We start from the raw sequence: 25,633 nt of genomic DNA, 5'->3' as shown, positions 1-25,633 counted from the left end.
CCCCATGGGGGGAAATTTTTATATCCACGCCTGCATCGCCGCGTGGATAGTCATGCTGTGTATATACGACATCCGCTATAAACGCCTGCCCAATTGGCTTACCCTGCCCGCCTGCCTTATCGCACTGTGCATCTTTTCGCCCGCAGGACTCATCTGGCCCGGCCTCTATCTCGCCCTTGCGCTCTGGCGCGGCGGCGTCGGTGGCGGCGACATTAAACTCGCCTTCCCGCTGGGCATGTGGACCGTCCACGAAGTAGGGGTGATGGGGCAGTTGCTGGCGATGATGGGGGCGTCGCTTAGCACTGCGTTATGGGGCCTTGCCCGCCGCGACGCCGCACCCCCGCACGGGCCCGGAATGCTGCTGGCTGCGGCAGCGTGTGTGATTGCGCTCTAAGTTCGACCCTAGTGCTAGCCCGCGTGTGCGGGGCGTGCGATAATAACCCGCATGCTTCGTTGGACTACCGCAGGTGAATCCCACGGCCAGGCGCTCATCGCCATGCTTGAGCACATGCCGGCCGGAGTACCAGTATCGCAGGATGACATCGCCGCCCAGCTCTCACGCCGCCGCTTAGGCTACGGCCGGGGCGCCCGCATGAAGTTCGAAGCCGACGAATTAACTCTCCTTTCTGGCATCCGCCACGGTAAGACTCTGGGCAGCCCGATTGCGATCATGATCGGCAACACCGAGTGGCCCAAGTGGACCACCATCATGTCACCACACGCGCTGGACATGTCCGACGAGGAGACCGCCAAGGCCATGGCTTCCGGCCGTGGCGCCCCGCTGACCCGCCCGCGGCCGGGCCACGCGGATTTTGCAGGCATGGTCAAATACGGCCACGACGAGGCGCGCCCGATCCTGGAGCGATCTTCAGCTCGTGAGACCGCCTCGCGCGTGGCCGCCGCCACCATCGCGCGCAACTTTTTGCGCGAGACCCTCGGCGTGGAGGTTATCTCCCACGTCATCTCCATCGGCGCCTCGGAGCCTTATGCGGGCCCCACACCGACGCACGCGGATCTCGACGCCATCGATGCTTCACCCGTGCGCGCCTTCGGCGAGGATGCGCAAGCGTCGATGATTTCGGAAATTGAGACCGCCAAAAAGCAGGGAGATACCTTGGGCGGCATCGTCGAGGTCGTTGTCGAAGGCCTGCCCATTGGCCTGGGCTCGCACATCTCCGGCGAGGACCGCCTCGATGCCCAGCTCGCCGCTGCGTTGATGAGCATCCAGGCCATCAAGGGTGTTGAAGTAGGCGACGGCTTCGAGGAGGCCCGCCGCCGCGGCTCCGAGGCCCACGACGAGATGGTGCGGGAAGGCGCGGGCGTTACTCGCCTGAGCAACCGCGCCGGCGGCCTCGAAGGCGGCATGACCAACGGCGAGACCCTGCGTCTGCGCGCTGCCATGAAGCCGATCTCCACCGTCCCGCGCGCCCTACAGACCGTGGATATGGCAACCGGCAAGGCAGCCACCGGCATCCACCAGCGTTCCGACGTGTGCGCGGTGCCCGCCGCGGGCGTGGTCGCCGAAGCCATGGTCGCCCTCGTTCTCGCGCGCGCGGTGCTAGAAAAATTTGGCGGCGATAGCGTCATGGAGACCAAGCGCAATATCGCCGCCTACAATGAGTATGTTTCCCAGCGTCTTGCTTTTGAACAGGAGTAAGTAATGACCACACCGGTTTCCGTGACTGGTAGCCCGCGTCCCCGCGTTGTTCTCATTGGGCCACCTGGGGCGGGTAAGTCTTCCATCGGGCGCCGTTTAGCTCATTCCCTCAACTGCGAACTCGTCGACTCCGACCAGATGATTGAACAGCGCGAGGGCGCGGCCTGTGGCGAGGTCTTTTCCTCGCTGGGGGAGCCGGCCTTCCGCGAGCTGGAGGCGGAAGTGGTAAAGCAAGCGCTGCGTTCGCGCGGCGTCGTCAGCCTGGGCGGCGGGGCCGTGCTCGATGAAGGAACCCGCGACCTCCTGGACCGCCACACTGTCATTTTCCTTGACATTTCCCCGGAGGAGGGCGTTGCGCGCACGCTTGGCGACGCCAACCGCCCCGTCCTCGCCGCCGCCGACCCCCTGGCTCACTACGCTGAGCTGCTGGAATTGCGCAGGCCGTACTACGAGCAGGTCGCCAACTTGAAGGTCCGCACCGATAAGCGCAGCCCACAGCAGGTAGTCGGCGCCATCTTGGGCTTTATCGACACGCTTTAAGAAAAGAGTATTCATGACCACGATTCCAGTTTCAGGCCCTAGCCCTTATGAGGTCACCGTCGGCGCGGGTTTGACCGAAGCCATCGCAGACCGGCTCAGCGCAACCGGTGCGGGCCAGGTGGGGATCGTGTTCCAGCCTGCCGTCGCGGCCGTCGCTCGCCAGCTTGCTGCGGAGGCTGCCGCGCGTAACGTCGTGGTTACCCTGTTGCCCATTCCCGATGCCGAGGCCGCCAAGCGCCTCGACGTCGTGGGTGGTCTGTGGGACAGCCTCGGCGAGGCAAACTTCAGCCGCCGCGACGCCATCGTGGGACTCGGAGGGGGAGCGGCCACCGACCTCGCGGGGTTCCTTGCCGCGACGTGGATGCGCGGCATTAAGGTCATCCAGGTGCCCACCACGTTGCTGGCGATGGTCGACGCCGCCGTCGGCGGCAAAACAGGCATTAACACCGCTGCCGGCAAGAACTTGGTCGGGGCATTCCACGAGCCCGATTCCGTCTTCGTAGACTCGGACCGCCTGCACACCCTGCCAGAGGATGAAATCGTCGCCGGGTCGGCGGAGATCGTCAAGACCGGTTTCATCCACGATCCAGTCATCATCTCGCGTTACCTCGCAGATCCCGCCGCCTGCCTCGACCCGCTGCGCGGGCTGCCCGAGCTTATCGAGCGCTCCATCGCGGTCAAGGCCCGCGTGGTGGGCGAGGATCTCAAAGAGGCCGGCCTGCGCGAGACCCTCAACTATGGACACACGTTCGGCCACGCCATCGAGCTGCGCGAGGACTACACCTGGCGTCACGGCCGCGCCGTGGCCGTGGGCATGATGTTCGTCGCCAACCTAGCCCACGCCCGCGGGCTTATCGACGCCGCCCTTTTGGACACCCACTCCCAGATCCTGCGCTCGCTCGGCCTGCCCACCACCTACGAAGCAGGCCACTTCGACGAGCTTTACCAGGTCATGACGAGGGATAAGAAAAACCGCGGGGGTGCTATTCGTTTCGTAGCCCTTACCGGCATCGGCGAGACCACCCGCATCGAAGATGCTACCGAGGCCGAATTGCGCGCGGCCTATGCAGCCATTTCCCACTAGTTCGGAGCAGACATGAAGATTTTGGTTCTCAACGGCCCCAACCTAAACCGCCTGGGCAAGCGGCAGCCGGAAGTGTATGGAACGACGAGTCTCGCGGACGTCGAAAAGCGCATGCGTGCGGCCGCAGGTGAGGCAGAGCTGGAGTTCTTCCAGTCCAATCACGAGGGCGAGCTTATCGATAAGGTCCACGAGGCTGCCGACGCCGGCTGGCCCGTCATCATCAACCCTGGCGGCTTTACGCATACTTCAGTCGCGCTGCGCGACGCCCTTGCTGAGGTTGCCGACGGCGCCGGCTTCGTCGAGGTGCATATCTCCAACGTGCACGCGCGCGAGCCGTTCCGCCAACATTCCTATTTAAGCCCGATCGCGCGCGGGGTTATCGCCGGATTGGGTATCTACGGATACGAGGCCGCACTCGGTTATTTTCTCAACGATTAGCCCCAAACCCGCGGGTGGTGGGCGTTATCATGGGTTGACCGTCAAGAAGAAAAGGATTAACACATGACACTCGCTGATACCCGCTTTAGTGACCGCCGCCGCAAGCTCGCCGCAGAGGTAGCCGGCATGCGCATCGACGCCGTCCTGGTAACCCACCTGGTGCATGTGCGCTACCTTTCCGGCTTCTCCGGCTCCAACGGTGGCCTGCTGCTGCGCAAGGACCTCTCGGCGCTGATGGCAACCGATGGCCGCTATACCACCCAGATTGCAGAAGAAGTCCCAGACCTCGAAGCAGTCTTGGGCCGCCCGGTGGGTCCGGCGTTGCTCAGGCGCCTCGAGGGACCACTGCGCGTGGCCTTTGAGGCCGATTATGTCTCCGTATCTGAGCTCAAGGCCTTAGAAGAGGCAGCGCCCGAGGGAGTGGAGCTGGTTCCGATGAGCGGAGTCATCGAAGATATCCGCCTGGTAAAGGACCCACAGGAGCTGGAGCGCCTCGAACACATCGCGGCGCTGGCCAACGAAGCGCTGGAGGGCTTGGTTGCTGCCGGCGAGGTAGCAGTGGGGCGCACTGAGCGCCAGATCGCGGCGGACCTGGAATACCGCATGCGCAAGCTGGGCTCTGAGCGCGTGAGCTTTGATACCATCGTCGCCTCCGGCCCGAATTCCGCAAAGCCGCACCACGGCGCCGACGATCGCGTACTGGTCTCCGGCGACCTCGTAACCATCGACTTCGGCGCGCACCTGCGTGGCTTTAACTCCGATTGCACCCGTACCTTCGCGGTTGGGGAGCCGAACGAGCTCTCCCGCGAGATATACGATATCGTCCTGCGCGCCCAAGAGGCTGGCGTCAAGGCGGCGGTGCCAGGGGCCAAGCTTGTCGACGTCGACGCCGCCTGCCGCGACATCATCACCGAGGCCGGCTACGGCGAGTACTTCGTGCACTCCACCGGCCACGGCATCGGCCTTGACGTGCACGAGGGCCCGGCTGCTGCGCAAACGGGTAAGGGCGAACTTGCCGAGGGCATGACCCTTACCATCGAGCCGGGTATCTACGTACCGGGCAAGTGCGGAGTGCGCATTGAGGATACGCTTATCATCACCTCCGGCGTGCCGAAGATCATCACTTCATTCCCGAAGGACTTGCAGGTTCTATAATTTGGCCCTGTTATGCTGGCAAACCTGCATAAGGTATGCTGGAACACTGTTTTCACCACTATTTTTACTGGGAGTTTGATCCATGGCTGATACCACCGATTTCAAGAACGGACTCGTTCTCAAGATTGACAACAAGCTGCAGCAGATCGTCGAGTTCCAGCACGTTAAGCCGGGCAAGGGCCCTGCATTCGTGCGTACCAAGCTCAAGGACGTCGTCTCCGGCAAGGTCACCGATAAGACCTTCAACGCTGGCGTCAAGGTGGAGACCGCAACGGTAGATCGTCGCGACATGACCTACCTGTACAACGATGGCCAGAACTTCGTTGTCATGGACGATAAGACCTTCGAGCAGTTCGAGCTGCCTTTCGACAAGTTCGGCGAGGCCGGCAAGTTCCTGCAGGAGAACATGCGGGTGCAGGTCTCCTTCCACGACGGCGAGGCTCTCTTCGGCGAGCTGCCGATCTCCGTTGACCTGAAGGTTGAGCACACCGAGCCAGGCCTGCAGGGCGATCGCTCCAACGGCGGCACCAAGCCAGCTACCCTCGAGACCGGCGCCGAGATCCAGGTACCGCTGTTTATCGAGATCGGCAACGTCCTCAAGATCGATACCCGCACCGGCGAGTACCTCTCCCGCGTCAACAACTAGGGCGCAACGTGTCTGAGCAAAAAGACATCAACTACAAGCGCCATACGGCGCGCTACCGCGCGCGCCGCCGCGCCGCGGACATTCTGTACGAGGCAGAAAACCGCGACGTCGATCCCGTAAGCATCATCGAGGACCGCGTCCAGCTGGCCCGCGAGGATGCCAACGGCGTCGCCCCGGTTGCCGAGTACACCCAGGTCATCGTCAAGGGCGCGGCCGAAGAGCTCGACGCCATCGACGAGACCATCGAGCGTTACCTTTCTTCTGAGTGGGAGCTGCACCGTATCCCCGCCGTCGACCGCGCAATTATGCGCGTGGCCGTGTGGGAGATTCTTTTCAACGAGGATGTCCCGAACGCAACCGCACTCGTGGAGGGCGTGGAGCTAGCTTCCGAGTACTCCAATCATCAGGCACCGCCGTATATTCACGCCGTGCTTGACGACGTCATCCAAGCCCAGTCCGCAGATAACCCCATGTCAGAGGAAATTTAGGCACGCCAACAAGCGCTGTTCCCCTCAATGGAGCAGCGCTTTTGCGCGTTTTAGCATCGCCCGCGGTGCCAAGTGACCACACCATCGATGCGGTCTAGCCTCCCGCGGCCTGGTGGGGCGTTCGGGTCGTCTTGGTTGACCCCGTTGTGGTAGCCACAGCAGGTGGTCAGATTCGCCATGTTGGTCTCGCCGCCTAAGCGCCAGGGGTGCATGTGGTGGACCTGGGCTTCATCGGCGCCGATGTTGCATTCCGGCCACGGACACGTCGGATTTTCCGCGGCCGCCATAAGTCGCTGCTTCGAGCTGGCGTGCCTCTGTGCGCGGTATAGGTTCACCGGGCCTTCCACCGGATGGATGAGCGTAAACAGCTCGCCGAGGCCGGCGTCGGCAAGCACGCGCTCCAGGTAATCTTTTCCAGTCATGGTGGCGCCGTTGGTCAGCCGCAGGGTGATGTCGTCGCCCGTGCCGTGCAGGACGTCGATAAACTCCGGCAGGCGCACGATGACGTTGGTGCGCGGCGTCGGGCGCTGTGCAGCCTTCACGCCGCCGTAGAGAAGGCCGGTCAGTTGTTCCACAGGCTTGGTCTTATCCAAGCGCGCCCATAAGTCCGCAATCATGTCGTTGGGGCCGGTGATGGCAAGTGTCCACGCTTTGCGACGTCGATACAACCGCGCCCCAGCACGCGGCCCCCGTGCTGGCCTGCGGGTCAGCCGGCGCGCCTGCTTTTCGATGTCGCTGGCGGGCGCCTGGAGCGCGCAGAGTTTCTCGCGCAGCCGCCACGCTTCGGCCTGATTGGCCGCCTTGGCGGCGTAGCGTTCGATGATTTTTAGCACCGGCAGACTGTGCGTGGACTCGCGGGCCGTGCGCTGTTTGGCGCTAAATTTGGTCGGACCGAAGTAGGTGTGCGCCAAGCGGGCGAGCATGCGGGCCTCGGTATCCGGGGCGCCGAGGGCTTCTAATTGCGCGGCAGACATGCCTTGGGCCCCGGCGATGATATCCATGCCGGGGCGCAGTGCGTCAAGGTATGCCTGAAGAGTCATGCCTTAAACGCTAGGAGCGCTAGTCACCCAAGTGCTAGCCCTAACTTCTTTTTCGGGCTAAATCTGTGGATAACTCATCGTAAGCTCGCTATAGCAGCGAGGAGAGGAATTCCTTGGTTCGCGGGTGCTGCGGATCGTCGATGACCTGCTGCGGAGTGCCAGATTCGATGACTTGGCCGCCGTCCATGAAGAAAATCTTGTCGGCGACTTCTCGGGCAAATCCCATCTCGTGGGTGACCACCAGCATGGTCATTCCACCCGCGGCGAGTTCCTTCATCACGCGCAACACCTCGCCGACGAGTTCGGGATCGAGTGCGGAGGTCGGCTCGTCGAAAAGCATCAGCTTCGGCTCCATCGCCACCGCCCGCGCGATGGCTACGCGCTGTTGCTGGCCGCCCGAAAGCTGCACCGGATAGGCATCCGCCTTGTGCGCAAGGCCTACCTGTTCGAGCAGCTCCATCGCGCGTTTCTTTGCCTTTTCCACCGGCTGCTTTTTCACGTTCACCGGCGCCTCAATGATGTTTTCGAGCACCGTCCGGTGGGCGAAAAGGTTAAATTGCTGGAACACCATGCCGATATCGGTGCGCTGGGCGGCGGCCTGCTTTTCCGTAATCTCGTAGAGGACTCCGTCGCGCTCGCGGTAACCAATCAGGTCCCCGTCGACGTATAGTCGGCCCGCCGTGACCTTTTCTAGGTGATTGCAGCAGCGCAAAAACGTCGACTTGCCCGAGCCTGAAGGCCCCAACAGGCAGGCGACCTCGCCCGGCATGACGTCGAGAGTAATACCTTTCAACACTTCCAAACTGCCGAAGGACTTGTGCACGTTTTGTGCGGAAATCATTGGCGTAGCCATTAGTTATTTACCTCCGGGATGACGGAAACGTTACGGGGGATTGTGCCCTCGGAGTCGGCAAGCGCTGCTAGCTGACGCCCGGTGAGCTCACGCGTGGCACCGCGTTCGAAGCGGCGCTCCAAGAAGTACTGGGCCACCATCAGCAAGGAGGTGATCACCAGATACCACGTGGCTGCGACCATAAGCAGTGGGATGGGTTCGAAGAGAGCGGCGGAGATATCGGTGGCGCGGCCGAAAATCTCGTAGGTATAGGGCACCGCAACCACGAGCGAGGAGGTCTTGAGCAAGGAGATGAACTCGTTGCCCGTCGGCGGGATGATAATGCGCATCGCCTGCGGAAGCACAGTGCGGCGCATGGTCATCCACCAGCCCATGCCCAGAGCCTTGGAGGCTTCTTTCTGGCCTTCCGGCACTGCAGAAATGCCGGAGCGGACGATTTCTGCCATGTAGGCCGCCTCGTTCAAGCCGAGACCCAGCACGGACAGCAGGAAGGCGTTGGTCAACACTCCCGAGAGCGAAATCTCGGTGAATCCGAGGTTGATGGATTGATATAGCGCGGATAAAAGGCCCCAGAACACCAGCTGCACGTAGACCGGGGTGCCGCGGAAGATCCACAAAAATAGCCAGGCGACGCCGCGCAAAACCGGGTTGGGGGACATGCGCATCACCGCGAGCACCGCGCCACCGACGACGCCGATGAGCATCGCGAGGATGGTAATGGCCAGGGTATGCAGGGATGCGGCCCCGATGCGCTTGTCAAAGAGGTACTGGAAGTAGGTATCCCAGCCAAATGCCTCGTTGCGCGCGGAGGCGATGACAAACCAGAGCCCTAGAAGGACGAGGATAGTGGCAAAGACCCAGCGCCATGGGTGACGCAGGGGACGAGCCTGAATTTCTTGCGGCTGCGCGGCCGGAGTTGTCTTAGTCATTGACTGGCCTTTCGTTAATCATTGCCTGGTCCACGAGGCCCTCAGAGATGCCCCAGCGGCTCAAAATCTTTTCGTACTCGCCTGTTTCGATGAGGTAGTCCAGTGCCGCAGCGGCAGCAGGACCGAGCTCGGAGTCTTTCGGCACCGCCAACCCATAAGGTGCGGCGTCAAACATGTCACCGACCATGCGCATCTTGCCCCCTGAGCGGTTGACTGCCCAGGAGGAGACAGGCGAGTCGGCGGACATTGCGTCCGCGCGGCCCATCAACACGGCAAGCGCCGCGTTGTCGCTGGTGTCATAGGCCAGGATGCGCAGGTCACCGCCGCAGGCATCGCGTTTCGGATTAAGGTCGTCGGTTTCTGAGACCGTGGTGCGCTGGACCGCGACGGTAAGCCCACACGGGTTTTGCGGGTCTACGTCTTTAATGCCCTCGGTGCGCTCGGCCCATTGGATGCCGGCGTAGAGGTGGTCGACGAAGTCGAAGTTTTTGCGGCGTTCCTCGTTATCGGTAAATCCGGAGGCACCGATATCGATTTGTCCGGATTGCACCGCGGGCAGGATGAGCGAGAAATCCTGTTCGACGGGCTGGAACTCGAGCCCCAGGACGTCGGCAATAGCGTTGGTGATGTCCATCTCAACGCCGACGAGCGCGCCATCGGAGTCCTTGAACTCGAAGGGCGCAAACGGCGGGTTGGTGCCCGCCGTGAGCACGCCATCGTTGTCGTGGTACATCGCCGCGATTTCCGGAACCATCTCGATGTCAGGTGCTTGCCAACCCTCAGGCATGGAGGATTCCTTGTTGGTGACGCATCCCGTCGCTAGGACGGTGCAACTTAGTACCACGGCTGTGGTGGCGACTTTTCTTTTCATTGGGGTGTTCTAACTTTGCTTTTCTGGCTCGTTGTAGGCCTTGGCCTTGCGCGCGTCGATGAGGATGAATACGGATACGATGATGCCGCCGAGCACCATTATCGCGATGATTGCCCCGCTCGACGCGTCCTGGTCCGCGCCCCACGGCCACAAAGCGCGCAGGGAGCCGAACATGAAGCCGGCCATGGCTGCCAGCGTCAGCGAGCGGTGATTATCCAATAGGTAGTTCAGCAGTTTTACAAACGCCGCGAGGCCGCACAGGGCACCCAAGGCGAATACGGCAATGGTGCCCAGCTCGCGGTCGGAAACGGCGCCGATGACCGGCTGGTAAAGGCCCATCGTCAGTAGAATCAGCGAGCCCGAGACACCGGGGAGCACGAGCGCGCAGACCGCTACCATGGCGGCCAAGAAGACCACGATGAGCGAGGGATTGTCCACCGGTTCCGAGGTAAATCCCGTGACGAAGAAAATAAGCGCGGCCGCCACCACGAAGGTGACGATGGAGGAGACCTTGAAGCGCTCAGCCCGAGTCATCATGGAGATCGGCACGAAGATGGATACCGCCACCATTCCTAAAAACAGGGCGCTTGATATCGATACTTGGCTCTCGACGAAGTTGTGCAACAGCGTCGACAGTCCAAATACGGCCGCGAACATGCCTACCGCGACGGAGGCGAGAAAGCCCCATTCCACCTTTTTGAACCGGCCAGAGATGAGAAAGTTTGCATTGTGCAGCGCGCGTTCGTAAATGCCCACGATAAGCGCGACAGTGCCACCGGAGATTCCGGGGACGAGCTCTGCCGAGCCTATGAGTGCGCCGCGAATGGCGTTGAGAATATATTGCATACTTTCGAAACTAACCTTGAATGATCGGGCTCTGGGGCGTGACGTGCCGCAATATGGCCGAGATTTTAAGCGGATCGGAGAAACGCCGCGCCGCCCGAGGAATAAACCTATCACAATAAATACCACTCGCGGCATATTATTCACGCAACGTGGCAATATTTTGCGGCCCCGAACGTAAAAAATCCCCTCGCCGGGCAAAGCTGCCAAGCGAGGGGATGAAGGTAGTGCCCCTGGTGAGACTCGAACTCACACTGAATGGGTTTTGAATCCATTGCCTCTGCCAATTGGGCTACAGGGGCGCGTCTTGTTGACTGGAAAGCAGTTTAGCGCAGCCGGGCGAGCAATTACTAATTAGGTGGGGGTAAAGGCTCTATGATGGGGCGAGTGACTTCTTCGACAACACACAATAAGACCACCAAACCGCGCCTTTTGCTTATCGACGGCCACTCTATGGCCTTCCGCGCTTTTTATGCGCTGCCGGCAGAAAACTTCGCCACTTCCGGCGGCCAGCACACGAATGCGGTGTATGGATTTTTGTCCATGCTCTCCAACATCGTCGCCGAGGAGAAACCGGAGTTCGTGGGCGTGGCTTTCGACGTCGGGCGCAAGACCTTCCGTACCGAGATGTTCCCGGAGTACAAGGCCCAGCGCGAGGCCGCGCCCGAGGAGTTCCGCGGCCAGGTAGAGCTCATCCGCGAGGTGCTCGGCACCCTGGGTATCACCACGCTATCCCGCGAGAACTTCGAGGCCGATGACATCGTGGCCACGCTGGCTACCCAGGCCGATAATTATGAAACCCTCATCGTTACCGGCGACCGCGACTACCTGCAGCTGGTCAACGAGGACACCACCGTGTTGTACCCCATGCGCGGCGTTTCCACCCTGCATCGCTTTACCCCGGCCGCGGTGGAGGAGAAGTACGGTCTGACTCCGCAGCAGTATCCGGATTTTGCGGCCCTGCGCGGCGATCCCTCCGATAACCTGCCGAGCGTTCCCAAGGTGGGCGAGAAGACGGCCACCAAGTGGATCCTCCAATACGGCACCCTCGAGGGTCTTATCGAGCACGCCGCGGAAATCAAGGGCGTGGCCGGTCAGAACTTCCGCGATCGCATCGAGCAGGTGCGCATGAACCGCAAACTCACGCAGATGATCACGGACATGGATTTAGAGGTTGGCCCCGACGATCTGGCATTCCAAGGCGCGACCGTTAGCGAGGTGGCCGAGAAGTTCGACGAGCTCGAGTTCGGCACCAATCTCCGCGAGCGCGTGCTGGAGGCCATCCCGAACGACGGCGGTGGGGCGCCGGCCGTGGAGGAGGCACCGACGCAGGAGATTAAGGTCGTCGACAAGCCTTTGGCTCAGTGGTTGGAGGGCAAGGAGCACGTCGCGGTCTTCGTCACGGGGGACCCCCGCCCGGGCCAGGGCGATGCTAGCGCACTCGCGCTTGTCGACGCCGACTTTGAAGGCATGCAGGTCGAACTCGGCGAATTGAGCGCGGAGGATGACGCCGCGCTCGCCGCCTGGCTTTCTTCTTCTGCGCCGAAGTATTTTCACGAGGCCAAGGCCGCTTTCCATATGCTGGCAGGCCGCGGCATCGAGCTGCGTGGCATCGCGCACGATACCGCGATCGCTGCCTACTTGCTGCGCCCGGGCCAGCGCACATATGACCTGCCGGATGTCTATCAACGTCACCTGAAGAAGACTCTCGCCCAGGCCAGCGACCAGCTCTCGCTGCTGGATGATTCTTCCCTGGTGAACCAGGCGGGTGCCATCATGGAGCTGGCCGCGGCGCTTACTAAGCAGCTGCAGGATATCGATTCCTTCGAGCTTTATGCCGACTTGGAGCTGCCGCTCGTGAGCATCCTCGCGCGCATGGAGGCCACCGGTATCGCCGTGGACGTGGAGATTCTAGAAACCCAGCGCGATGCCTTCATCGAGCAGGTTGCCGAGCAGGAGCGTGCTGCCCGCGAGCTGGCTGGCGACGAGACGCTGAACTTGAACTCGCCAAAGCAGCTGCAGACCGTGCTCTTCGAGACCTTCGAGATGCCGAAGACGAAGAAGACCAAGACGGGCTATTCCACCGCGGCCAAGGAGATTGAGCAGCTGGCGGTCAACCACCCGCACCCGTTCCTCGATCATCTGCTTGCTCACCGCGAGTATCAGAAGATGAAGACCACCCTGGAAGGCCTCATAAAGACCGTGCAGCCGGACGGTCGCATCCACACCACCTTCAACCAGACGGTGGCTTCCACGGGCCGACTTTCCTCCACCGAGCCGAACCTGCAGAACATCCCAGTGCGCACGGAGGCAGGGCGCCAGATTCGCTCCGCGTTCATCGTGGGCGCGGAGTTCGAGACCTTGATGACGGCCGATTATTCCCAGATTGAGATGCGCGTGATGGCCCATCTGTCTGAGGATCCAGGGCTTATCGAGGCCTATCGCGAGGGCGAGGATCTGCACAACTACGTCGGCTCGAAGGTCTTCGACGTGCCGGTCGATGAGGTGACCTCGGAGCTACGCCGCCGTGTCAAGGCGATGTCTTATGGTCTAGTCTATGGGCTTTCCGCGTTTGGCTTGTCCCAGCAGCTGGGCATCCCGGCCCGCGAGGCCAAGGAGATCATGGAAAGCTATTTCGAGCGTTTCGGGGGCGTGAAACGCTACCTCGACAACGTCGTTGAGCAAGCCCGCAAGGATGGCTACACCGCGACCGTCTTCGGGCGCCGTCGCTACCTGCCGGAGCTGAACTCCGATAATCGCCTCGCGCGTGAGAATGCCGAACGTGCAGCGCTGAACGCTCCGATTCAGGGCACGGCTGCGGACATCATCAAGGTCGCCATGATTCGCGTGGATAGGGCGCTCGAGGGCATGCGCTCCCGCGTGCTGCTGCAGGTCCACGACGAACTTGTGGTGGAAGTCGCCCCAGGCGAGGCTGATGCGGTCCGCGAGATTCTAGAACGCGAGATGGATTCGGCCATCGAGCTCAACGTCCCGCTCGAGGTCTCCGCCGGTGCCGGTAAGGATTGGGATGCCGCAGCGCACTAAGGCCCGCGCACGCCTGGTAGCCCAGGGCATCGAGGACCACGGTATCCCGGCCTACGCGAAGGCGAAGTTAGAAAGGCAGTGGGCGGCGCTCGACTAGGCAATTAGCCAGCATGTCGAAGGGCGTTTGGCCCGTTGCCAAAACTGATATTCCTAGCACGCCGAGAACGACTGCCTCCACGTGTGGCACGCCGGTCAAAGAGATGAGCGTGAGAAGAATCCAGCTATTGCGCAGCGCGGCCGACCACCAGCCGGGCTTGTCAGTGATGACGCGCAACTGCAGCGACCATTTGCCCAGCGAGGTGCGTTTGCGTGCCTCACAGATAACGCGGTAGAGGTAGAACACGCTGGCAAGGGCCGCGATGTCGTAGATGGCGGCGGCGTGGCCTGTGATGGGGGCGTCGAAAAGCGCGTTGATGGTCCACCGCACCACCATGATGATGGCGGCGGCGAGGAAGGCATCAATCCACCACGCCACGACGCGGCGGAGGGTGATGCCCAAGCGCTCTTTAACCAAAAAATCCATGCGCTATAGATTACTCATAGTCGATTGCTGCTAAACGGCGGTGCAGATAAAAATGATGCTGCCGGGGAAGATTTCGCCGCGCTCGCGCGACCACTGGCCCCAGGTGATGTCGAGGTCTTGCGGCCACTCCGGCTCGAGGACGTCCTCGATGAGAAAACCGCCGCGGGTTTGTATGGCGCGCACCCAGTCGCCGAGTGTGCGGTGGAACTCCGCGTAGCTCAAGTTGCCATCAGCGTCGTGCTCTAAGTAGGCGCGGTCGAAGTAGGAAAGCTCAGCGGTGAGGTTTAGCGGGTCATCGGGGAAAATCCAGCGCATCGGGTGAGTAGCGGAGATGACCAAGCGCCCGCCCGGGCGCAACACGCGGCGGACCTCCGCGAGCGCCGCGTCTAAGTCAGCAATAAAAGGGAAAGCGCCGAAAGCGGAAAAGGCGATGTCGAAGGACTCGTCGGCATAGGGCAGCGCTAGGGCATCTGCCTGTACTAGCGGCAGGCCGCTCGGCGCGTGGGAAAGCATGCCGCGTGAGATATCGAAGCCGGTGGAAAAACCCGCCCTATCCTGCAACCACGCGGTACAAGGGGCTGAACCACAGCCAATCTCGAGCACGCGCGCGGCGGCGAGGAAGGCGGCGTCGCCAAGCAGGTGTGCGTCAGCCTCGTGCAGCATCTCCGGGCACCAATAAAAGGAGGAAAGATATTCCGGATGCGCGGCATGATAGGCCGCGGCATCGTTGTCCCAAAAGGATTGGTTCGCGCGGGAGGGAGTCTGCATGGATGAAGTCCTTGTGAAAATTGAAGTATTTGCCGTTTTAGCTGCGCGGATGTAGTATTGCACGGGCGTGTCTATGCCGTGGGTTGTCTAAGGCTTCCGTAGGAGGGCTTTATACATCGTCACGGCGGGATCGGAATCCATCCTAAACTATCGCTATTTTGCCTGTTTAGAGACGCTTTTCGAGAGACGCGTAACTGTCCATTTACGATCTCCTACATCAATTCGGAGCATTTCTACATATGCCAACTTCTAACACCCCTCAGGTTGCGATCAACGACATCGGAACCGCTGAGGACTTCCTCGCTGCCGTTGACGCCACCATCAAGTACTTCAACGATGGTGACATCGTCGAGGGCACCGTGGTCAAGGTTGACCACGACGAGGTCCTGCTCGACATCGGATACAAGACCGAAGGCGTCATCCCATCCCGCGAGCTGTCCATCAAGCACGACGTCGACCCAGATGAGGTCGTCCAGGTCGGCGATCAGATCGACGCACTCGTTCTCACCAAGGAGGACAAGGAAGGCCGTCTGATCCTGTCCAAGAAGCGCGCACAGTACGAGCGCGCTTGGGGCGCAGTCGAGGAGCTGCACGCCAAGGAAGAGCCAGTTACCGGTACCGTTATCGAGGTTGTCAAGGGTGGCCTCATCCTGGACATCGGCCTGCGTGGCTTCCTGCCTGCTTCCCTCGTCGAGATGCGTCGCGTCCGCGACCTGGAGCCGTACATCGGCCAGGAGCTGGAAGCAAAGATCATCGAGCTGGACAAGCAGCGTAACAACGTTGTTCTGTCCCGCCGTGCATTCCTCGAGCAGACCCAGTCTGAGGTTCGCTCCGAGTTCCTGCACCAGCTGCAGAAGGGCCAGGTCCGCAAGGGCGTTGTTTCCTCCATCGTCAACTTCGGCGCATTCGTCGACCTCGGCGGTGTCGACGGCCTGGTTCACGTTTCCGAGCTGTCTTGGAAGCACATCGATCACCCATCTGAGGTCGTCACCGTCGGTGACGAGGTCACCGTTGAGGTTCTCGACGTTGATCTCGACCGCGAGCGCGTCTCCCTGTCCCTGAAGGCTACCCAGGAAGATCCGTGGCGCGTATTCGCCCGCACCCACGCTGTGGGCCAGATCGTCCCGGGCAAGGTCACCAAGCTCGTTCCGTTCGGCGCATTCGTTCGCGTCGAGGAAGGCATCGAGGGCCTGGTTCACATCTCCGAGCTGGCTCAGCGCCACGTCGAGGTTCCGGACCAGGTTGTCACCGTTGGCCAGGAAGTCATGGTCAAGGTCATCGACATCGATCTCGAGCGTCGTCGTATCTCCCTGTCCGTTAAGCAGGCAGACGAGGACTACACCGAAGAGTTCGATCCGTCCAAGTACGGCATGGCTGACTCCTACGACGAGCAGGGCAACTACGTCTTCCCAGAGGGCTTCGACCCAGAGACCAACGAGTGGCTCGAGGGCTACGACGAGCAGCGTCAGGCTTGGGAGGCACGCTACGCAGAGTCCGAGCGTCGCTTCAACCTGCACACCGCTCAGATCGAGCGCAACCGTGCCGCAGCCGCTGAGGCTGCAGAGGCTAACGAGTCCTCCAACTATTCCTCCGAGTCTAACGATGCAGCTCCGGCATCCGAGGCTTCGGCTGAGGTTGGCGGCTCCCTGGCTTCCGACGAGCAGCTTGCTGCTCTGCGCGACAAGCTCGCTGGCAACTAATCCCAGCTAGCTCATAAAGGCCGCATCCTTCGTTTGTTTCCAAACGCGGGGTGCGGCCTTTTCGCGTACCCTGGCCAATTATGAAACTGATTGGTTTGACCGGTGGCATAGGAAGCGGAAAGTCCACCGTGGCCGAGCTTTTGGCAGAACGCGGCTGGAACGTGGTGGACGCAGATCAGATTGCGCGCGACATCGTCGAGCCGGGCCAGCCCGCCCTAGCGGAGCTGGCAGAATCTTTCGGTTCCGACATCCTCCAGGCGGATGGCAGCTTGAATCGAGGCTTGTTGGCACAGCGCGCGTTTGGCGACGCCGCCTCTACCGCGCGCCTCAACGAAATCACCCACCCGCGCATTGCGGCTGAGACTGAATCCCGTTTCGCGCAGGCCCGCAAACGCGGTGAAACTTTTACCGTCTATGACATGCCTTTGTTAGTGGATAAAGGCCTGCACCGCGACATGGACTATACGGTCGTGGTTGACGTCGCTGTTGAGGAGCGCGTGCGGCGCCTTGTCGAGTTCCGAGGTTTGGACGAGGAAGACGCGCAGCGTCGGATAGCGGCTCAGATCCCGGATGAGGAGCGCCTGGCCGCAGCGGATTTCGTCATCGACAACAACGGTGCGCGCGAGGATTTGGTGCCGCAAGTAGAGCGACTGGTGGCGGCCCTCGACGCGAAAATTTAAATTTTGTAGCGATGAATGTTAACGCTGCGCTTTAGCTGCGTTCACTTTTCTTTCCTATTGTCTCAATCTATGGGAACGTGGGATGTAGGACCTTTCGACAATCACGCGGCGTGCGACCTGCTCACCGCTATTCGTGATGGCTCCTTCGATTTCGAACGTTTCAAGCGCATGTGCGCCGCCCCGCAACTCGACGTCGACGAGGCCGAGATGGTCATTGCCCTTGGCATGTTGGCCAAGACCTCACCTGAACATTTGCCCCAGGGTGTTAGCGCAGAAAGCATCAACGCGCTCTACAAGCCGCAGTCGCGGGCGTGGTTACGCAAGCAGATAAACGCCACCCTCGACCCGGATTCCTCTTCCGTGTACGCACTGTGGGAACCGACCGGTGAGCTAGAGACGTGGATTATGGCTGTGCGCGCTGCCTTGCCCTAAAACGCTAGACTTGCGGGCATGGCATTTGCAGCGGAACATCCAATTTTGCCGGTCTCTGAGCATCGCCCAGTGGGCGAGGTGGAGCGTCGCTCCGCCGAATTCAAGGTGGAATCAGAGTTTGAACCCTCCGGAGACCAGCCCTCCGCCATCGCGGAGCTAGACGCGCGCCTGCGTCGTGGCGAAAGCGACGTTGTGCTCATGGGCGCTACCGGTACCGGCAAGTCGGCAACGGCGGCCTGGCTGATTGAGCAGCAGCAGCGCCCCACGCTGGTTATGGCGCCGAACAAGACCCTGGCGGCACAGCTTGCGAACGAGCTGCGCCAGCTCCTGCCGCATAACGCCGTGGAGTACTTCGTCTCTTACTACGACTACTACCAGCCCGAGGCCTATATCGCGCAGACCGATACCTACATCGAGAAGGATTCCTCCATCAATGAGGACGTCGAGCGGCTGCGTCACTCTGCCACTTCGTCGCTGCTGTCCCGCCGCGACGTCGTCGTAGTTTCCTCCGTTTCGTGCATTTACGGTTTGGGTACCCCGCAGTCCTACCTGGACCGCTCGGTGGTCATTGAGGAAGGCGAGGAGATCGACCGCGATCGCTTCCTGCGCCTTTTGGTAGATATCCAATACGAGCGCAACGACGTCGGCTTTACCCGCGGTACCTTCCGTGTCAAGGGCGATACCGTGGATATTATTCCGGCATATGAGGAGCGTGCGGTGCGCATTGAGTTCTTCGGCGACGATGTCGATGAGCTTTACTACATCCACCCGCTGACCGGTGACGTCTTAGAACGCGTCGACGAGGTGCGCATCTTCCCGGCGACGCACTACGTGGCGGGGCCGGAGCGCATGGCCAAGGCCGTGGAAGACATCAAGGCGGAACTGGCTGAGCGCCTGGAGGATCTAGAAAACCGCGGCAAGCTGCTCGAAGCCCAGCGCCTGCGCATGCGCACCGAGTATGACCTCGAGATGATCGAGCAGGTGGGCTTTTGCTCAGGCATCGAGAATTACTCCCGCCATATCGACGGCCGCCCGGCAGGTTCTGCGCCGGCCACGCTGCTGGATTACTTCCCGCAGGACTTCCTGACCATCATCGACGAGTCCCACGTGACGGTTCCGCAGATCGGCGGCATGTTTGAAGGCGATATGTCGCGCAAGCGCAACCTCGTGGAGTTTGGCTTCCGCCTTCCTTCGGCCACGGATAACCGCCCGCTGACCTTTGACGAGTTCGAAGAGCGCGTGGGCCAGACCGTCTATATGTCTGCTACTCCGGGCAACTACGAGCTGACTGCCTCCCAGGGCGAGTATGTCGAGCAGGTCATTCGCCCAACCGGCCTGATCGACCCAAAGGTGACGGTCAAGCCCACCAAGGGGCAGATTGACGACCTCATCGACGAGATCCGCACCCGTACCGCAAAGCAGGAACGCGTGCTCGTTACCACCCTGACCAAGCGCATGGCCGAGGACCTCACCGACTATCTCTTGGAACACGGCGTCAAGGTTCGTTACTTGCATTCGGACATCGACACCCTACAGCGCGTGGAGCTGCTGCGTCAGTTGCGCCTTGGTGAATACGACGTCCTCGTGGGCATCAACCTCTTGCGCGAGGGCCTTGACCTTCCGGAGGTTTCTCTGGTGGCCATCCTGGACGCGGATAAGGAGGGCTTCCTGCGCTCGACCACCTCGCTCATCCAGACTATCGGCCGTGCGGCTCGAAATGTCTCGGGCGAGGTCATCATGTACGCGGACAAAATCACCGAGTCCATGCAAGAGGCCATTGATGAGACCGAGCGCCGCCGTGAAAAGCAGATTGCCTATAACAAGGAACACGGCATCGACCCGCAGCCGCTGCGCAAGAAGATTGCGGACATCTTGGACCAGGTCTACGAATCCGATGGGGAAGAGCAGGACTCTGCCGACCCAGCGGCGATGGTGGACAAACCCGACGTTTCGAGCATGGCTGCCGACGAAGTGCAAAAGCTTATCGACGACCTCACCGCCCAAATGGGGGCTGCGGCCCGCGAGTTGAAGTTCGAATTGGCGGGTCGTTTGCGTGACGAAATTGCCGATTTGAAGAAGGAATTGCGTGGCCTGAAAGAGGCGGGAATCTAGTGTGCTGCGGTGACGACAAGCGGTGCCAAAAAGTGAGAAAAACAGCACTTTCCATTCGGGGTATAAAATGCCACGTTGCGCAACGGACAGGTCACAAAGTTGTTAAACTTACGTTTGCGCCTTTATAAGGATTAGCAATTTGCACATTCTGCATCATCATTTGGGGTATAAGGCCCCTGAAGAAAGGTCATCATGAGCGATTACAAGAAGATCGTGGTCGGCACTGACGGTTCCAAGTCCTCCCTCCTGGCAGTGGAGCGCGCCGCTAAGATCGCCGCCGCATTCGATGCAACTCTCATCATCGGTTGCGCTTACTACGAGAACCAGGAGCAGGCTTCCAAGACCCTGCGCCAGGATTCCGTGACCATTCTGGGTGACCAGAAGGCAGAGGCTAACCTCACCACCGGCAAGGAGCACGCTGAGAAGTTCGGTGCCACCAAGGTAGAGACCGCCGTCCGCCCGGGCACCCCGGTCCAGGCCCTGATGTCCATCGTTAATGACAATCAGGCTGAGCTGCTCGTCGTTGGTAACCGCGGCATCAACTCCCTGACCGGCCGCCTGCTGGGTTCCGTGCCGGCTGACGTTGCTCGTCAGTCTGACTGCGACGTTATGATTGTTCACACCGTGAGCTAATTTCTCGCTTTAAGAAAGCCCAGTCAGATTCCCTCGCGGGGAATCTGACTGGGCTTTTCGCTTGTGCTACTCGACGTCGTCGGACTCCGGTGCGTCCTTTGCAAAGGCCTCAGCCTCAAGCTCCGCCCAAATCTTGTGCATCTGTGCGGCGAGCTCCGAGCCGGAACCGCCCTGGATGAGGGGGATGCTAAACGAGCCTTCCTCGTTGGCGTCGGCAAGCGGGCCCAGTGAACCGTGGGAAAGCAACTGCTCCTGCGGCGAAAGGTTGCGGATGGCCACCGCGGCCACGCGGTCTGGGTGCTCGTTCGCGGCATCACCGTAGGTGAGCGGATCGTGCTGGCCATCGTCACCGATGAGCAGCCACTTCATCCATGGGAAAGCAATAAAGAGGTTACGCAGCTGCACGCGCTTGTGCTCTTGGCCGCTGCGGAAAAGCCCGGTGGGGGTAGGGCCCCAGTCAGTCAGCAGGAGTGGACCACGCGGGAAGCCGTTGTGCTCCATGAAGCTGACCAGGGTGTCGTAGGTATTCCACGCGCCGGTGGACAGATAGATGAAAGGCATCTCCGGGTGCTGTTCCTGCAACTGCTGATAGAAGCGCGCCATGCCTTCAACCGGCTGGCGGGAGTTGGTGCGCTTGACCCAAGAGTTCCAGGCCGCAGTCATCGCACGCGGCAGCCACGTCACCATGACGGTGTCATCGATATCGCTGACGACGCCTAGCGGGGAGTCCTCAGACACGATGAGCACCTCGGAGGTAATGGGCTCGGCGCCGTCTGCCTCGATGACTACCTCGTGCCAGCCGGCACCTAGGCCATGCTCGTGGACCAAGATATCGAGATAGCCGTTGTAATTGGTCCGGCCGTGGACGGTCTTGCCATTGACCGTGACACGGACGTCGAGGTTGTTTACCTGAATCGTGAAAAACTGACGGTAACCGCGCTGCGCCCACGTCTCGGTGGCCTCGGCCGCCGGATCGTGCATGAGCACGCGGCCCAAAACGTGGACGAATTCCGTGTTGCCGTATCCGGCATAACCCGTAAGTTCCGGCGTCCAGCCTTTGCGGGTGGTGCGCTCTAGCGTCGCCTTATTTGTGGCGCGTTCAATTTTGCGTGCGATGTCAGATAAAGCCATGCCCACCAGACTAGTGGAAAGTCTCTTGGAAGCGTCCGGCCAAGGTCAGCGTCTGCGTCGCACGCGTGAGCGCAACGTAGAGATTTTGCAGGCCCTGTGGCGAGGCGGCCACGATGGCATCAGGGTCAACGACCACCACGTGGTCGAATTCGAGCCCCTTGATCTCCTCGACGTTCTCGCGCGTGATGACGGCGTTCAAGCGCCCGTCGGCATCGGTGAAAGTCCCCGGGGCGTGCGTTGCTGGCTGCGCGGTGAAGACAACTTCCGCGCCGTCGCGGACCGCCACGGCGGGAGCTGCCTCGGGGTTAATGAGCTCGAGGAGGGAATTGGCCAGCTCGGTAATCGGCTGCGGCGTGCGGTAGTTCACGGTCAGCTTGTGGTGGCGGAAGCGCTGGGCCACGAAGGGTTCGAGCGCTTCGGCCCAATCGTCTACGCCAGCGGGCGCTCCGGTTTGCGCGGTATCGCCCACGAGCGTCATCCAGCGCGACGGGCTGCGGCGAAAGAGCATGCGCCATTCCATCGGGCTTAATTCCTGGGCCTCGTCGACGATGATGTGGCCGTAGGCCCACGTGTAGTCTTCCTGGGCACGTTGCGCGGTGGTGCGGTTATCGCGCACCTCCTGGCGGCGGGCAAGGGTCTCAGCGTCGATGACGTCGTGTGCAGATAGGATCTCGGCGTCGAACATGTCATCGTCGTTATCCGTGGAATCGGAGGAGGACAAGATGTCGAGCGCGTCTTCGGCGTCGGCAACTTGCTCGCGCCAGGCCTGATCCGCGGCAGCCTTTTCCTCCTCTGGGTTCGTCATTCCGATGAGTACCGCGAGCTCGTCGAGGAGCGCGGCGTCGGAAGGCGCCCAGGCGTCGCCCTGCACGCGGTACAGGCCGTCGCGGGTTTCGGCGTCGTAGTCCGGTGCCGCGGCGTCGATAAGCGCACGCGAAGATAGCAAATCCGCCAGTACTGCGCGCGGATCCAGGGTAGGCCAGAACTCGTCGATGAGCTCGCGCACTTGTGGTTCCTCCGCCAGGTCATCGTGGAGCTGGTCGATGTCCGCGCGTGAAAGCAGGTTCTTGCCACCTAGCGGGTCGGCACCAATCTTTTCTGCCATCTGCTGGGCGAGTGACTCCGTGAGATGTTCGGCGAAGGCTGCCTGCGCGTCATTGTGCGGCTTGCGCGAACGCCGCGCGCGGGTGCGGGCTGCCTTAATCATCGCGGGGTCGACGGTCAGCTCCAAGTGCTCCGCGCGAATGCGGCGCGGGCCTTCTGGAAGCGTCTGGTAGTTTTTCACCGCGGCTGCGAGAATTTCCACCATCGCCTCCGAGCCTTTGATTTCGCGCGCGGCCAAAGATTCTTGGTGGGTGGGGCGAACGCCGGGGAAGAGTTCACCGATGGTGGAAAGAACCACGCCGGTTTCACCCAGTTCTGGAAGGACGCGCGAGATGTAGTCAAGGAAGGTGGAATTAGGCCCTACGATGAGCACGCCCGTGGCCGCCAGCTGCTCGCGATGGGTGTAGAGGAGATAAGCCACGCGGTGCAAAGCGACTGCGGTCTTGCCCGTGCCGGGACCACCTTCGACCACGAGTACGCCCCGGGTGTTATCGCGGATGATCTCGTCTTGCTCGCGCTGAATGGTCTCCACGATGGATTCCATGTGGCCGGTGCGAGCACGCTGCAACGCGTGATAGAGCGCGGACTCACTGGCGACGCCCGCGGTTTCTTCCGCCGCGCCAGCACCGGAGAGGACTTCATCGTTGATATCAGTTACGGTTCGGCCCTTGGTACGGATGTGGCGGCGGACCGTAACGCCCTCTGGCTGCGCAGTGGTGGCCAGGTAGAAAGGACGTGCCATCGGCGCGCGCCAGTCCAGCAGGAGAGTGCGGTAATTCTCTTCGCGGGCATCCAGGCCCATCCTGCCGATGTAGCGGCGGTCTAGTCCTTCTGCGGTGGGATTATCGCCTGGGGCATCGATATCGATGCGGCCGAAGACGAGGCCTAGCTGCGCGAGATTTAGACGGTCCAGCTTGGCCTGCAGTCCGTGGTACTCCGTTTCACGGCGGACTAGGGCATCCGCATCAGGCGTGTGTGGGTCCACTGCGGCCTGCACCTCGTTGAGGCGTTCGTTGGCTTGGGCGACCTCGTGGTCGAGCCTTGAAAAGAGACTGTCAACGTAGGCCTGCTCAGCGGCAATCTCCTGTGCTACCTGCTCGTTTTGCGGGTGGTTTGGGTTATGTTCTGGGGAGGCCACGACGGTTAATACACCTCAATGCGCGAAGAGATTGATAAAAACGACAACGGCCCAGCATACCTTGCTGGGCCGTTGGAGGTTAAGGGCTTAGTTCAGGCGGTCACCGAACTTGTTGATTGCCTTGTCGAGCTTCTTGGAAGCTTCCTTCTGCAGCTTCTCAGCGCGCTTGGAAGCCTTCTTGGCAGCACGCTTGTTGGCCTTGGTATCGACCTGTGCGCGAGCGACGTCAGCGCGCTCCTGAGCCTTGGAAGCTGCCTTCACAGCTTTCTTGCGAGCCAGCTCAGCGTTTTCCTGGGCGGTGGACAGCCAGTCATCCTTGTTGTCATCGATGAAGCTCTTTGCCTGCTCGGCGCTGTCCTCGATGAAGGAGCGAGCGGAATCCACCAGGTCCTTGCCGGTTGCCTGCCAGTCATCCTTGTTGTCATCGACGTATTCCTTAGCGCCCTCGAACCAATCGCTGGCCTTGGTGGAGAACTCATCGGCGCGGTCGGAGAGGTTATCAGCGAACTTCTGCTGCTCGGACTTGGTCGGCAGAGCCTTCTGGATCTTCTTGTTGGTGCGCTCGGCGGACTTGGATGCGCGCCATGCCAGGGAAGGCTTACCCTCGGTGTCCTGGGTAGCGATGAACAGTGCACCAAGCAGAGCGGTGTTGGTAATGAAACCGTTGCGGCGATTGTTCTTCTCCTCAGAATCCTCTACCTCCCAGAAGGCGTTGCGGCCGAGGAGATTAGGCAGGGTAGAAAGCGCCAACACTGCTGCGGAGGTGCGCGGTGCCTTGCCCAGCGCCAGGGTGGAGCCGGCGCCGACCTTCAGGCCGCCGACTGCGCGGGCAGCCAGCTCTGGGTCGTTCGGGATGTAACCGGCGTACTGTGCCGGGACAACCTTGCGCAGACGCTGCAGAACGGACTCGGTCTCGGCTACGTGGTCGGAGGCGTTACGCAGGGTATCGACGCCGTCCCAGACAAAAACAGAAGCCAGCATAGGGCGAGCAAACTTACGAATCACTTGTTACTCCATTCGTCGAGATTCATTTAGTAAAGTAACGAACTTCTCACCAGTGTACGGAAAACGCCGACCGCTGTGGGCGGAAACCGTGCTTATCCACCCACCACTTGGTGCGCAAAGGTCGCATCTACCAGCGGCGCTGCCACCATTCAGCAAGTTTTGGACGCTCCTCACCCAAAGTGGTGGACTTGCCGTGGCCGGGTCGCACGATGGCGGAATCTGGGTAGACATCGAAGATGCGCTCGTTGACGTCTTTATAAAGGCGTACAAAGTCACCCTCCGAATCGGTGCGGCCCACACCGCCGGGGAAGAGGCTGTCGCCCACGAAGAGATTCGTGGTTCCATCGATATCGACGGCGATGGCGACGCCGCCTGGGGTATGGCCGCGCAAAATAATCGCCGGGAATTCGTGGCCTGCGAAAGTCAGTGTGTCTCCCTGCTTCAACTCGACGTCGACAGGCGCCGGCATCGCAGGGGAGTCGAGGAAGGAGGCGTAGTGGGTAGCGCCGGTAGCTTTGATTACTTCCTTAGTGGCGCGGACATGGTCCCAGTGGCGGTGGGTAGTAAGCACGGCGCTAATGCGTACGCCGTTTTCCTTGGCCAGGTTGAGGAGTGCGGGAGCGTCATCCGCGGCGTCGACAAGCAGTGCTTCTTCGCCGGCACAGATGAGGTAGCAGTTGTTGTCCATCTCGGACACGGAAATACTTTTAAGCTTTAGCGCGTTATTCATGTGTCCAACCCTACGGGTAGATTTCGAGATAGACATTTTTCACTGGTCTGGCCGCTTATCCCCAACAGAACCTAGGATGGGCGCGAAG

Annotated in this window: 25 protein-coding genes and 1 tRNA gene; 14 read left to right on the top strand and 12 right to left on the bottom strand. The window is 61.0% G+C overall.

Translation table 11 applies throughout. The annotated features are described in order from the left end of the window. Positions 1 to 4: 4 nt before the first annotated feature. The 8 genes from HMPREF2888_RS10680 (at position 5) to nusB (ending at position 6,008) form a co-directional block, all read left to right on the top strand. Positions 5 to 394 carry a prepilin peptidase gene (locus HMPREF2888_RS10680; protein WP_062040590.1) on the top strand — a complete coding sequence of 130 codons (390 nt, stop codon included), beginning with the start codon at positions 5 to 7 and terminating at the stop codon, positions 392 to 394. A 51-nt stretch (positions 395 to 445) separates the two neighbouring features. After that, positions 446 to 1,657 (top strand): chorismate synthase, encoded by a 1,212-nt coding sequence (gene aroC / locus HMPREF2888_RS10675; RefSeq protein ID WP_070518766.1) that lies wholly within the window; start codon positions 446 to 448, stop codon positions 1,655 to 1,657. A 3-nt stretch (positions 1,658 to 1,660) separates the two neighbouring features. Further along, on the top strand, positions 1,661 to 2,197 hold the full coding sequence (locus tag HMPREF2888_RS10670) for a shikimate kinase (protein WP_070518765.1): 537 nt from the start codon (positions 1,661 to 1,663) through the stop codon (positions 2,195 to 2,197). A 13-nt stretch (positions 2,198 to 2,210) separates the two neighbouring features. Beyond that, positions 2,211 to 3,281: a 3-dehydroquinate synthase gene (aroB, locus tag HMPREF2888_RS10665; protein ID WP_070518764.1), complete on the top strand. Its 1,071-nt coding sequence runs from the start codon at positions 2,211 to 2,213 to the stop codon at positions 3,279 to 3,281. Between the two features lie 12 nt (positions 3,282 to 3,293). Beyond that, entirely contained in the window at positions 3,294 to 3,719 is a 426-nt protein-coding gene (gene aroQ / locus HMPREF2888_RS10660; protein ID WP_062040602.1) for a type II 3-dehydroquinate dehydratase, read from the top strand. Between the two features lie 63 nt (positions 3,720 to 3,782). Beyond that, complete coding sequence (locus HMPREF2888_RS10655; RefSeq protein ID WP_070518763.1) at positions 3,783 to 4,874, top strand: M24 family metallopeptidase; 1,092 nt, start codon at positions 3,783 to 3,785, stop codon at positions 4,872 to 4,874. 82 nt (positions 4,875 to 4,956) lie between these two features. Next, positions 4,957 to 5,520, top strand: coding sequence for an elongation factor P (gene efp / locus HMPREF2888_RS10650; RefSeq protein WP_061922726.1), 564 nt, complete (start codon positions 4,957 to 4,959; stop codon positions 5,518 to 5,520). 8 nt (positions 5,521 to 5,528) lie between these two features. Continuing rightward, the gene (nusB, locus tag HMPREF2888_RS10645) at positions 5,529 to 6,008 is read left to right on the top strand and encodes a transcription antitermination factor NusB (RefSeq protein WP_061922723.1); all 480 of its coding nucleotides are present in this window, start codon (positions 5,529 to 5,531) and stop codon (positions 6,006 to 6,008) included. A 50-nt stretch (positions 6,009 to 6,058) separates the two neighbouring features. On the opposite strand, the gene HMPREF2888_RS10640 is transcribed toward nusB, so the two are convergent. The 6 genes from HMPREF2888_RS10640 to HMPREF2888_RS10615 all read right to left on the bottom strand — a co-directional run bounded on the left by HMPREF2888_RS10640 (position 6,059) and on the right by HMPREF2888_RS10615 (position 10,846). Next, on the bottom strand, positions 6,059 to 7,048 hold the full coding sequence (locus HMPREF2888_RS10640; protein ID WP_061922720.1) for an HNH endonuclease signature motif containing protein: 990 nt from the start codon (positions 7,046 to 7,048) through the stop codon (positions 6,059 to 6,061). A gap of 88 nt (positions 7,049 to 7,136) precedes the next feature. Continuing rightward, positions 7,137 to 7,901, bottom strand: coding sequence for an amino acid ABC transporter ATP-binding protein (locus HMPREF2888_RS10635; RefSeq protein WP_062038895.1), 765 nt, complete (start codon positions 7,899 to 7,901; stop codon positions 7,137 to 7,139). Then, positions 7,901 to 8,830, bottom strand: coding sequence for an amino acid ABC transporter permease (locus tag HMPREF2888_RS10630; RefSeq protein WP_070518762.1), 930 nt, complete (start codon positions 8,828 to 8,830; stop codon positions 7,901 to 7,903). The genes HMPREF2888_RS10635 and HMPREF2888_RS10630 overlap by 1 nt, the downstream gene beginning before the upstream one ends. Beyond that, the gene (locus HMPREF2888_RS10625) at positions 8,823 to 9,701 is read right to left on the bottom strand and encodes an ABC transporter substrate-binding protein (protein WP_070518761.1); all 879 of its coding nucleotides are present in this window, start codon (positions 9,699 to 9,701) and stop codon (positions 8,823 to 8,825) included. The genes HMPREF2888_RS10630 and HMPREF2888_RS10625 overlap by 8 nt, the downstream gene beginning before the upstream one ends. 9 nt (positions 9,702 to 9,710) lie before the next feature. Continuing rightward, on the bottom strand, positions 9,711 to 10,547 hold the full coding sequence (locus HMPREF2888_RS10620) for a DUF368 domain-containing protein (RefSeq protein WP_061922705.1): 837 nt from the start codon (positions 10,545 to 10,547) through the stop codon (positions 9,711 to 9,713). A gap of 225 nt (positions 10,548 to 10,772) precedes the next feature. Further along, positions 10,773 to 10,846: transfer RNA gene (locus tag HMPREF2888_RS10615), tRNA-Leu, on the bottom strand. 151 nt (positions 10,847 to 10,997) lie between these two features. Between HMPREF2888_RS10615 and polA the strand changes: the two genes are divergently transcribed. Then, positions 10,998 to 13,589, top strand: coding sequence for a DNA polymerase I (gene polA / locus HMPREF2888_RS10610; RefSeq protein ID WP_235591060.1), 2,592 nt, complete (start codon positions 10,998 to 11,000; stop codon positions 13,587 to 13,589). 67 nt (positions 13,590 to 13,656) lie between these two features. Here polA and HMPREF2888_RS10605 read toward each other — a convergent pair whose 3' ends face one another. Then, positions 13,657 to 14,112 (bottom strand): RDD family protein, encoded by a 456-nt coding sequence (locus tag HMPREF2888_RS10605; RefSeq protein ID WP_201040707.1) that lies wholly within the window; start codon positions 14,110 to 14,112, stop codon positions 13,657 to 13,659. Positions 14,113 to 14,142: 30 nt separating this feature from the next. Further along, positions 14,143 to 14,880, bottom strand: a complete 738-nt coding sequence (locus HMPREF2888_RS10600; RefSeq protein WP_070518760.1) for a class I SAM-dependent methyltransferase — start codon at positions 14,878 to 14,880, stop codon at positions 14,143 to 14,145. 239 nt (positions 14,881 to 15,119) lie between these two features. Between HMPREF2888_RS10600 and rpsA the strand changes: the two genes are divergently transcribed. The 5 genes from rpsA (at position 15,120) to HMPREF2888_RS10575 (ending at position 20,437) form a co-directional block, all read left to right on the top strand. Further along, positions 15,120 to 16,580: a 30S ribosomal protein S1 gene (gene rpsA, locus HMPREF2888_RS10595; RefSeq protein ID WP_070518759.1), complete on the top strand. Its 1,461-nt coding sequence runs from the start codon at positions 15,120 to 15,122 to the stop codon at positions 16,578 to 16,580. Positions 16,581 to 16,660: 80 nt separating this feature from the next. Beyond that, complete coding sequence (gene coaE, locus HMPREF2888_RS10590) at positions 16,661 to 17,260, top strand: dephospho-CoA kinase (RefSeq protein ID WP_070518758.1); 600 nt, start codon at positions 16,661 to 16,663, stop codon at positions 17,258 to 17,260. 69 nt (positions 17,261 to 17,329) lie between these two features. Then, entirely contained in the window at positions 17,330 to 17,692 is a 363-nt protein-coding gene (locus HMPREF2888_RS10585; protein WP_210386819.1) for a DUF4259 domain-containing protein, read from the top strand. 18 nt (positions 17,693 to 17,710) lie between these two features. After that, the gene (uvrB, locus tag HMPREF2888_RS10580) at positions 17,711 to 19,804 is read left to right on the top strand and encodes an excinuclease ABC subunit UvrB (protein ID WP_061922690.1); all 2,094 of its coding nucleotides are present in this window, start codon (positions 17,711 to 17,713) and stop codon (positions 19,802 to 19,804) included. A 192-nt stretch (positions 19,805 to 19,996) separates the two neighbouring features. After that, positions 19,997 to 20,437 (top strand): universal stress protein, encoded by a 441-nt coding sequence (locus tag HMPREF2888_RS10575; protein ID WP_061922687.1) that lies wholly within the window; start codon positions 19,997 to 19,999, stop codon positions 20,435 to 20,437. 66 nt (positions 20,438 to 20,503) lie between these two features. Here HMPREF2888_RS10575 and HMPREF2888_RS10570 read toward each other — a convergent pair whose 3' ends face one another. The 4 genes from HMPREF2888_RS10570 to HMPREF2888_RS10555 form a co-directional block, all read right to left on the bottom strand. Continuing rightward, the gene (locus HMPREF2888_RS10570; RefSeq protein ID WP_083296649.1) at positions 20,504 to 21,568 is read right to left on the bottom strand and encodes an App1 family protein; all 1,065 of its coding nucleotides are present in this window, start codon (positions 21,566 to 21,568) and stop codon (positions 20,504 to 20,506) included. Positions 21,569 to 21,578: 10 nt separating this feature from the next. Continuing rightward, positions 21,579 to 23,810, bottom strand: a complete 2,232-nt coding sequence (locus tag HMPREF2888_RS10565; RefSeq protein ID WP_061922681.1) for a HelD family protein — start codon at positions 23,808 to 23,810, stop codon at positions 21,579 to 21,581. An 87-nt stretch (positions 23,811 to 23,897) separates the two neighbouring features. Then, positions 23,898 to 24,815: a DoxX family protein gene (locus HMPREF2888_RS10560; protein ID WP_061922679.1), complete on the bottom strand. Its 918-nt coding sequence runs from the start codon at positions 24,813 to 24,815 to the stop codon at positions 23,898 to 23,900. A gap of 127 nt (positions 24,816 to 24,942) precedes the next feature. After that, positions 24,943 to 25,545: an MBL fold metallo-hydrolase gene (locus tag HMPREF2888_RS10555; RefSeq protein WP_061922676.1), complete on the bottom strand. Its 603-nt coding sequence runs from the start codon at positions 25,543 to 25,545 to the stop codon at positions 24,943 to 24,945. Between the last annotated feature and the right edge of the window lie 88 nt (positions 25,546 to 25,633).

The sequence above is a fragment of the Corynebacterium sp. HMSC077D03 genome (genome assembly GCF_001808545.1).
In the GTDB taxonomy this organism is placed as follows: Bacteria; Actinomycetota; Actinomycetes; order Mycobacteriales; family Mycobacteriaceae; genus Corynebacterium; species Corynebacterium simulans.
Note: the sequence above shows the minus strand (reverse complement) of the source record. Positions and strands in the feature narration are given on the sequence as shown.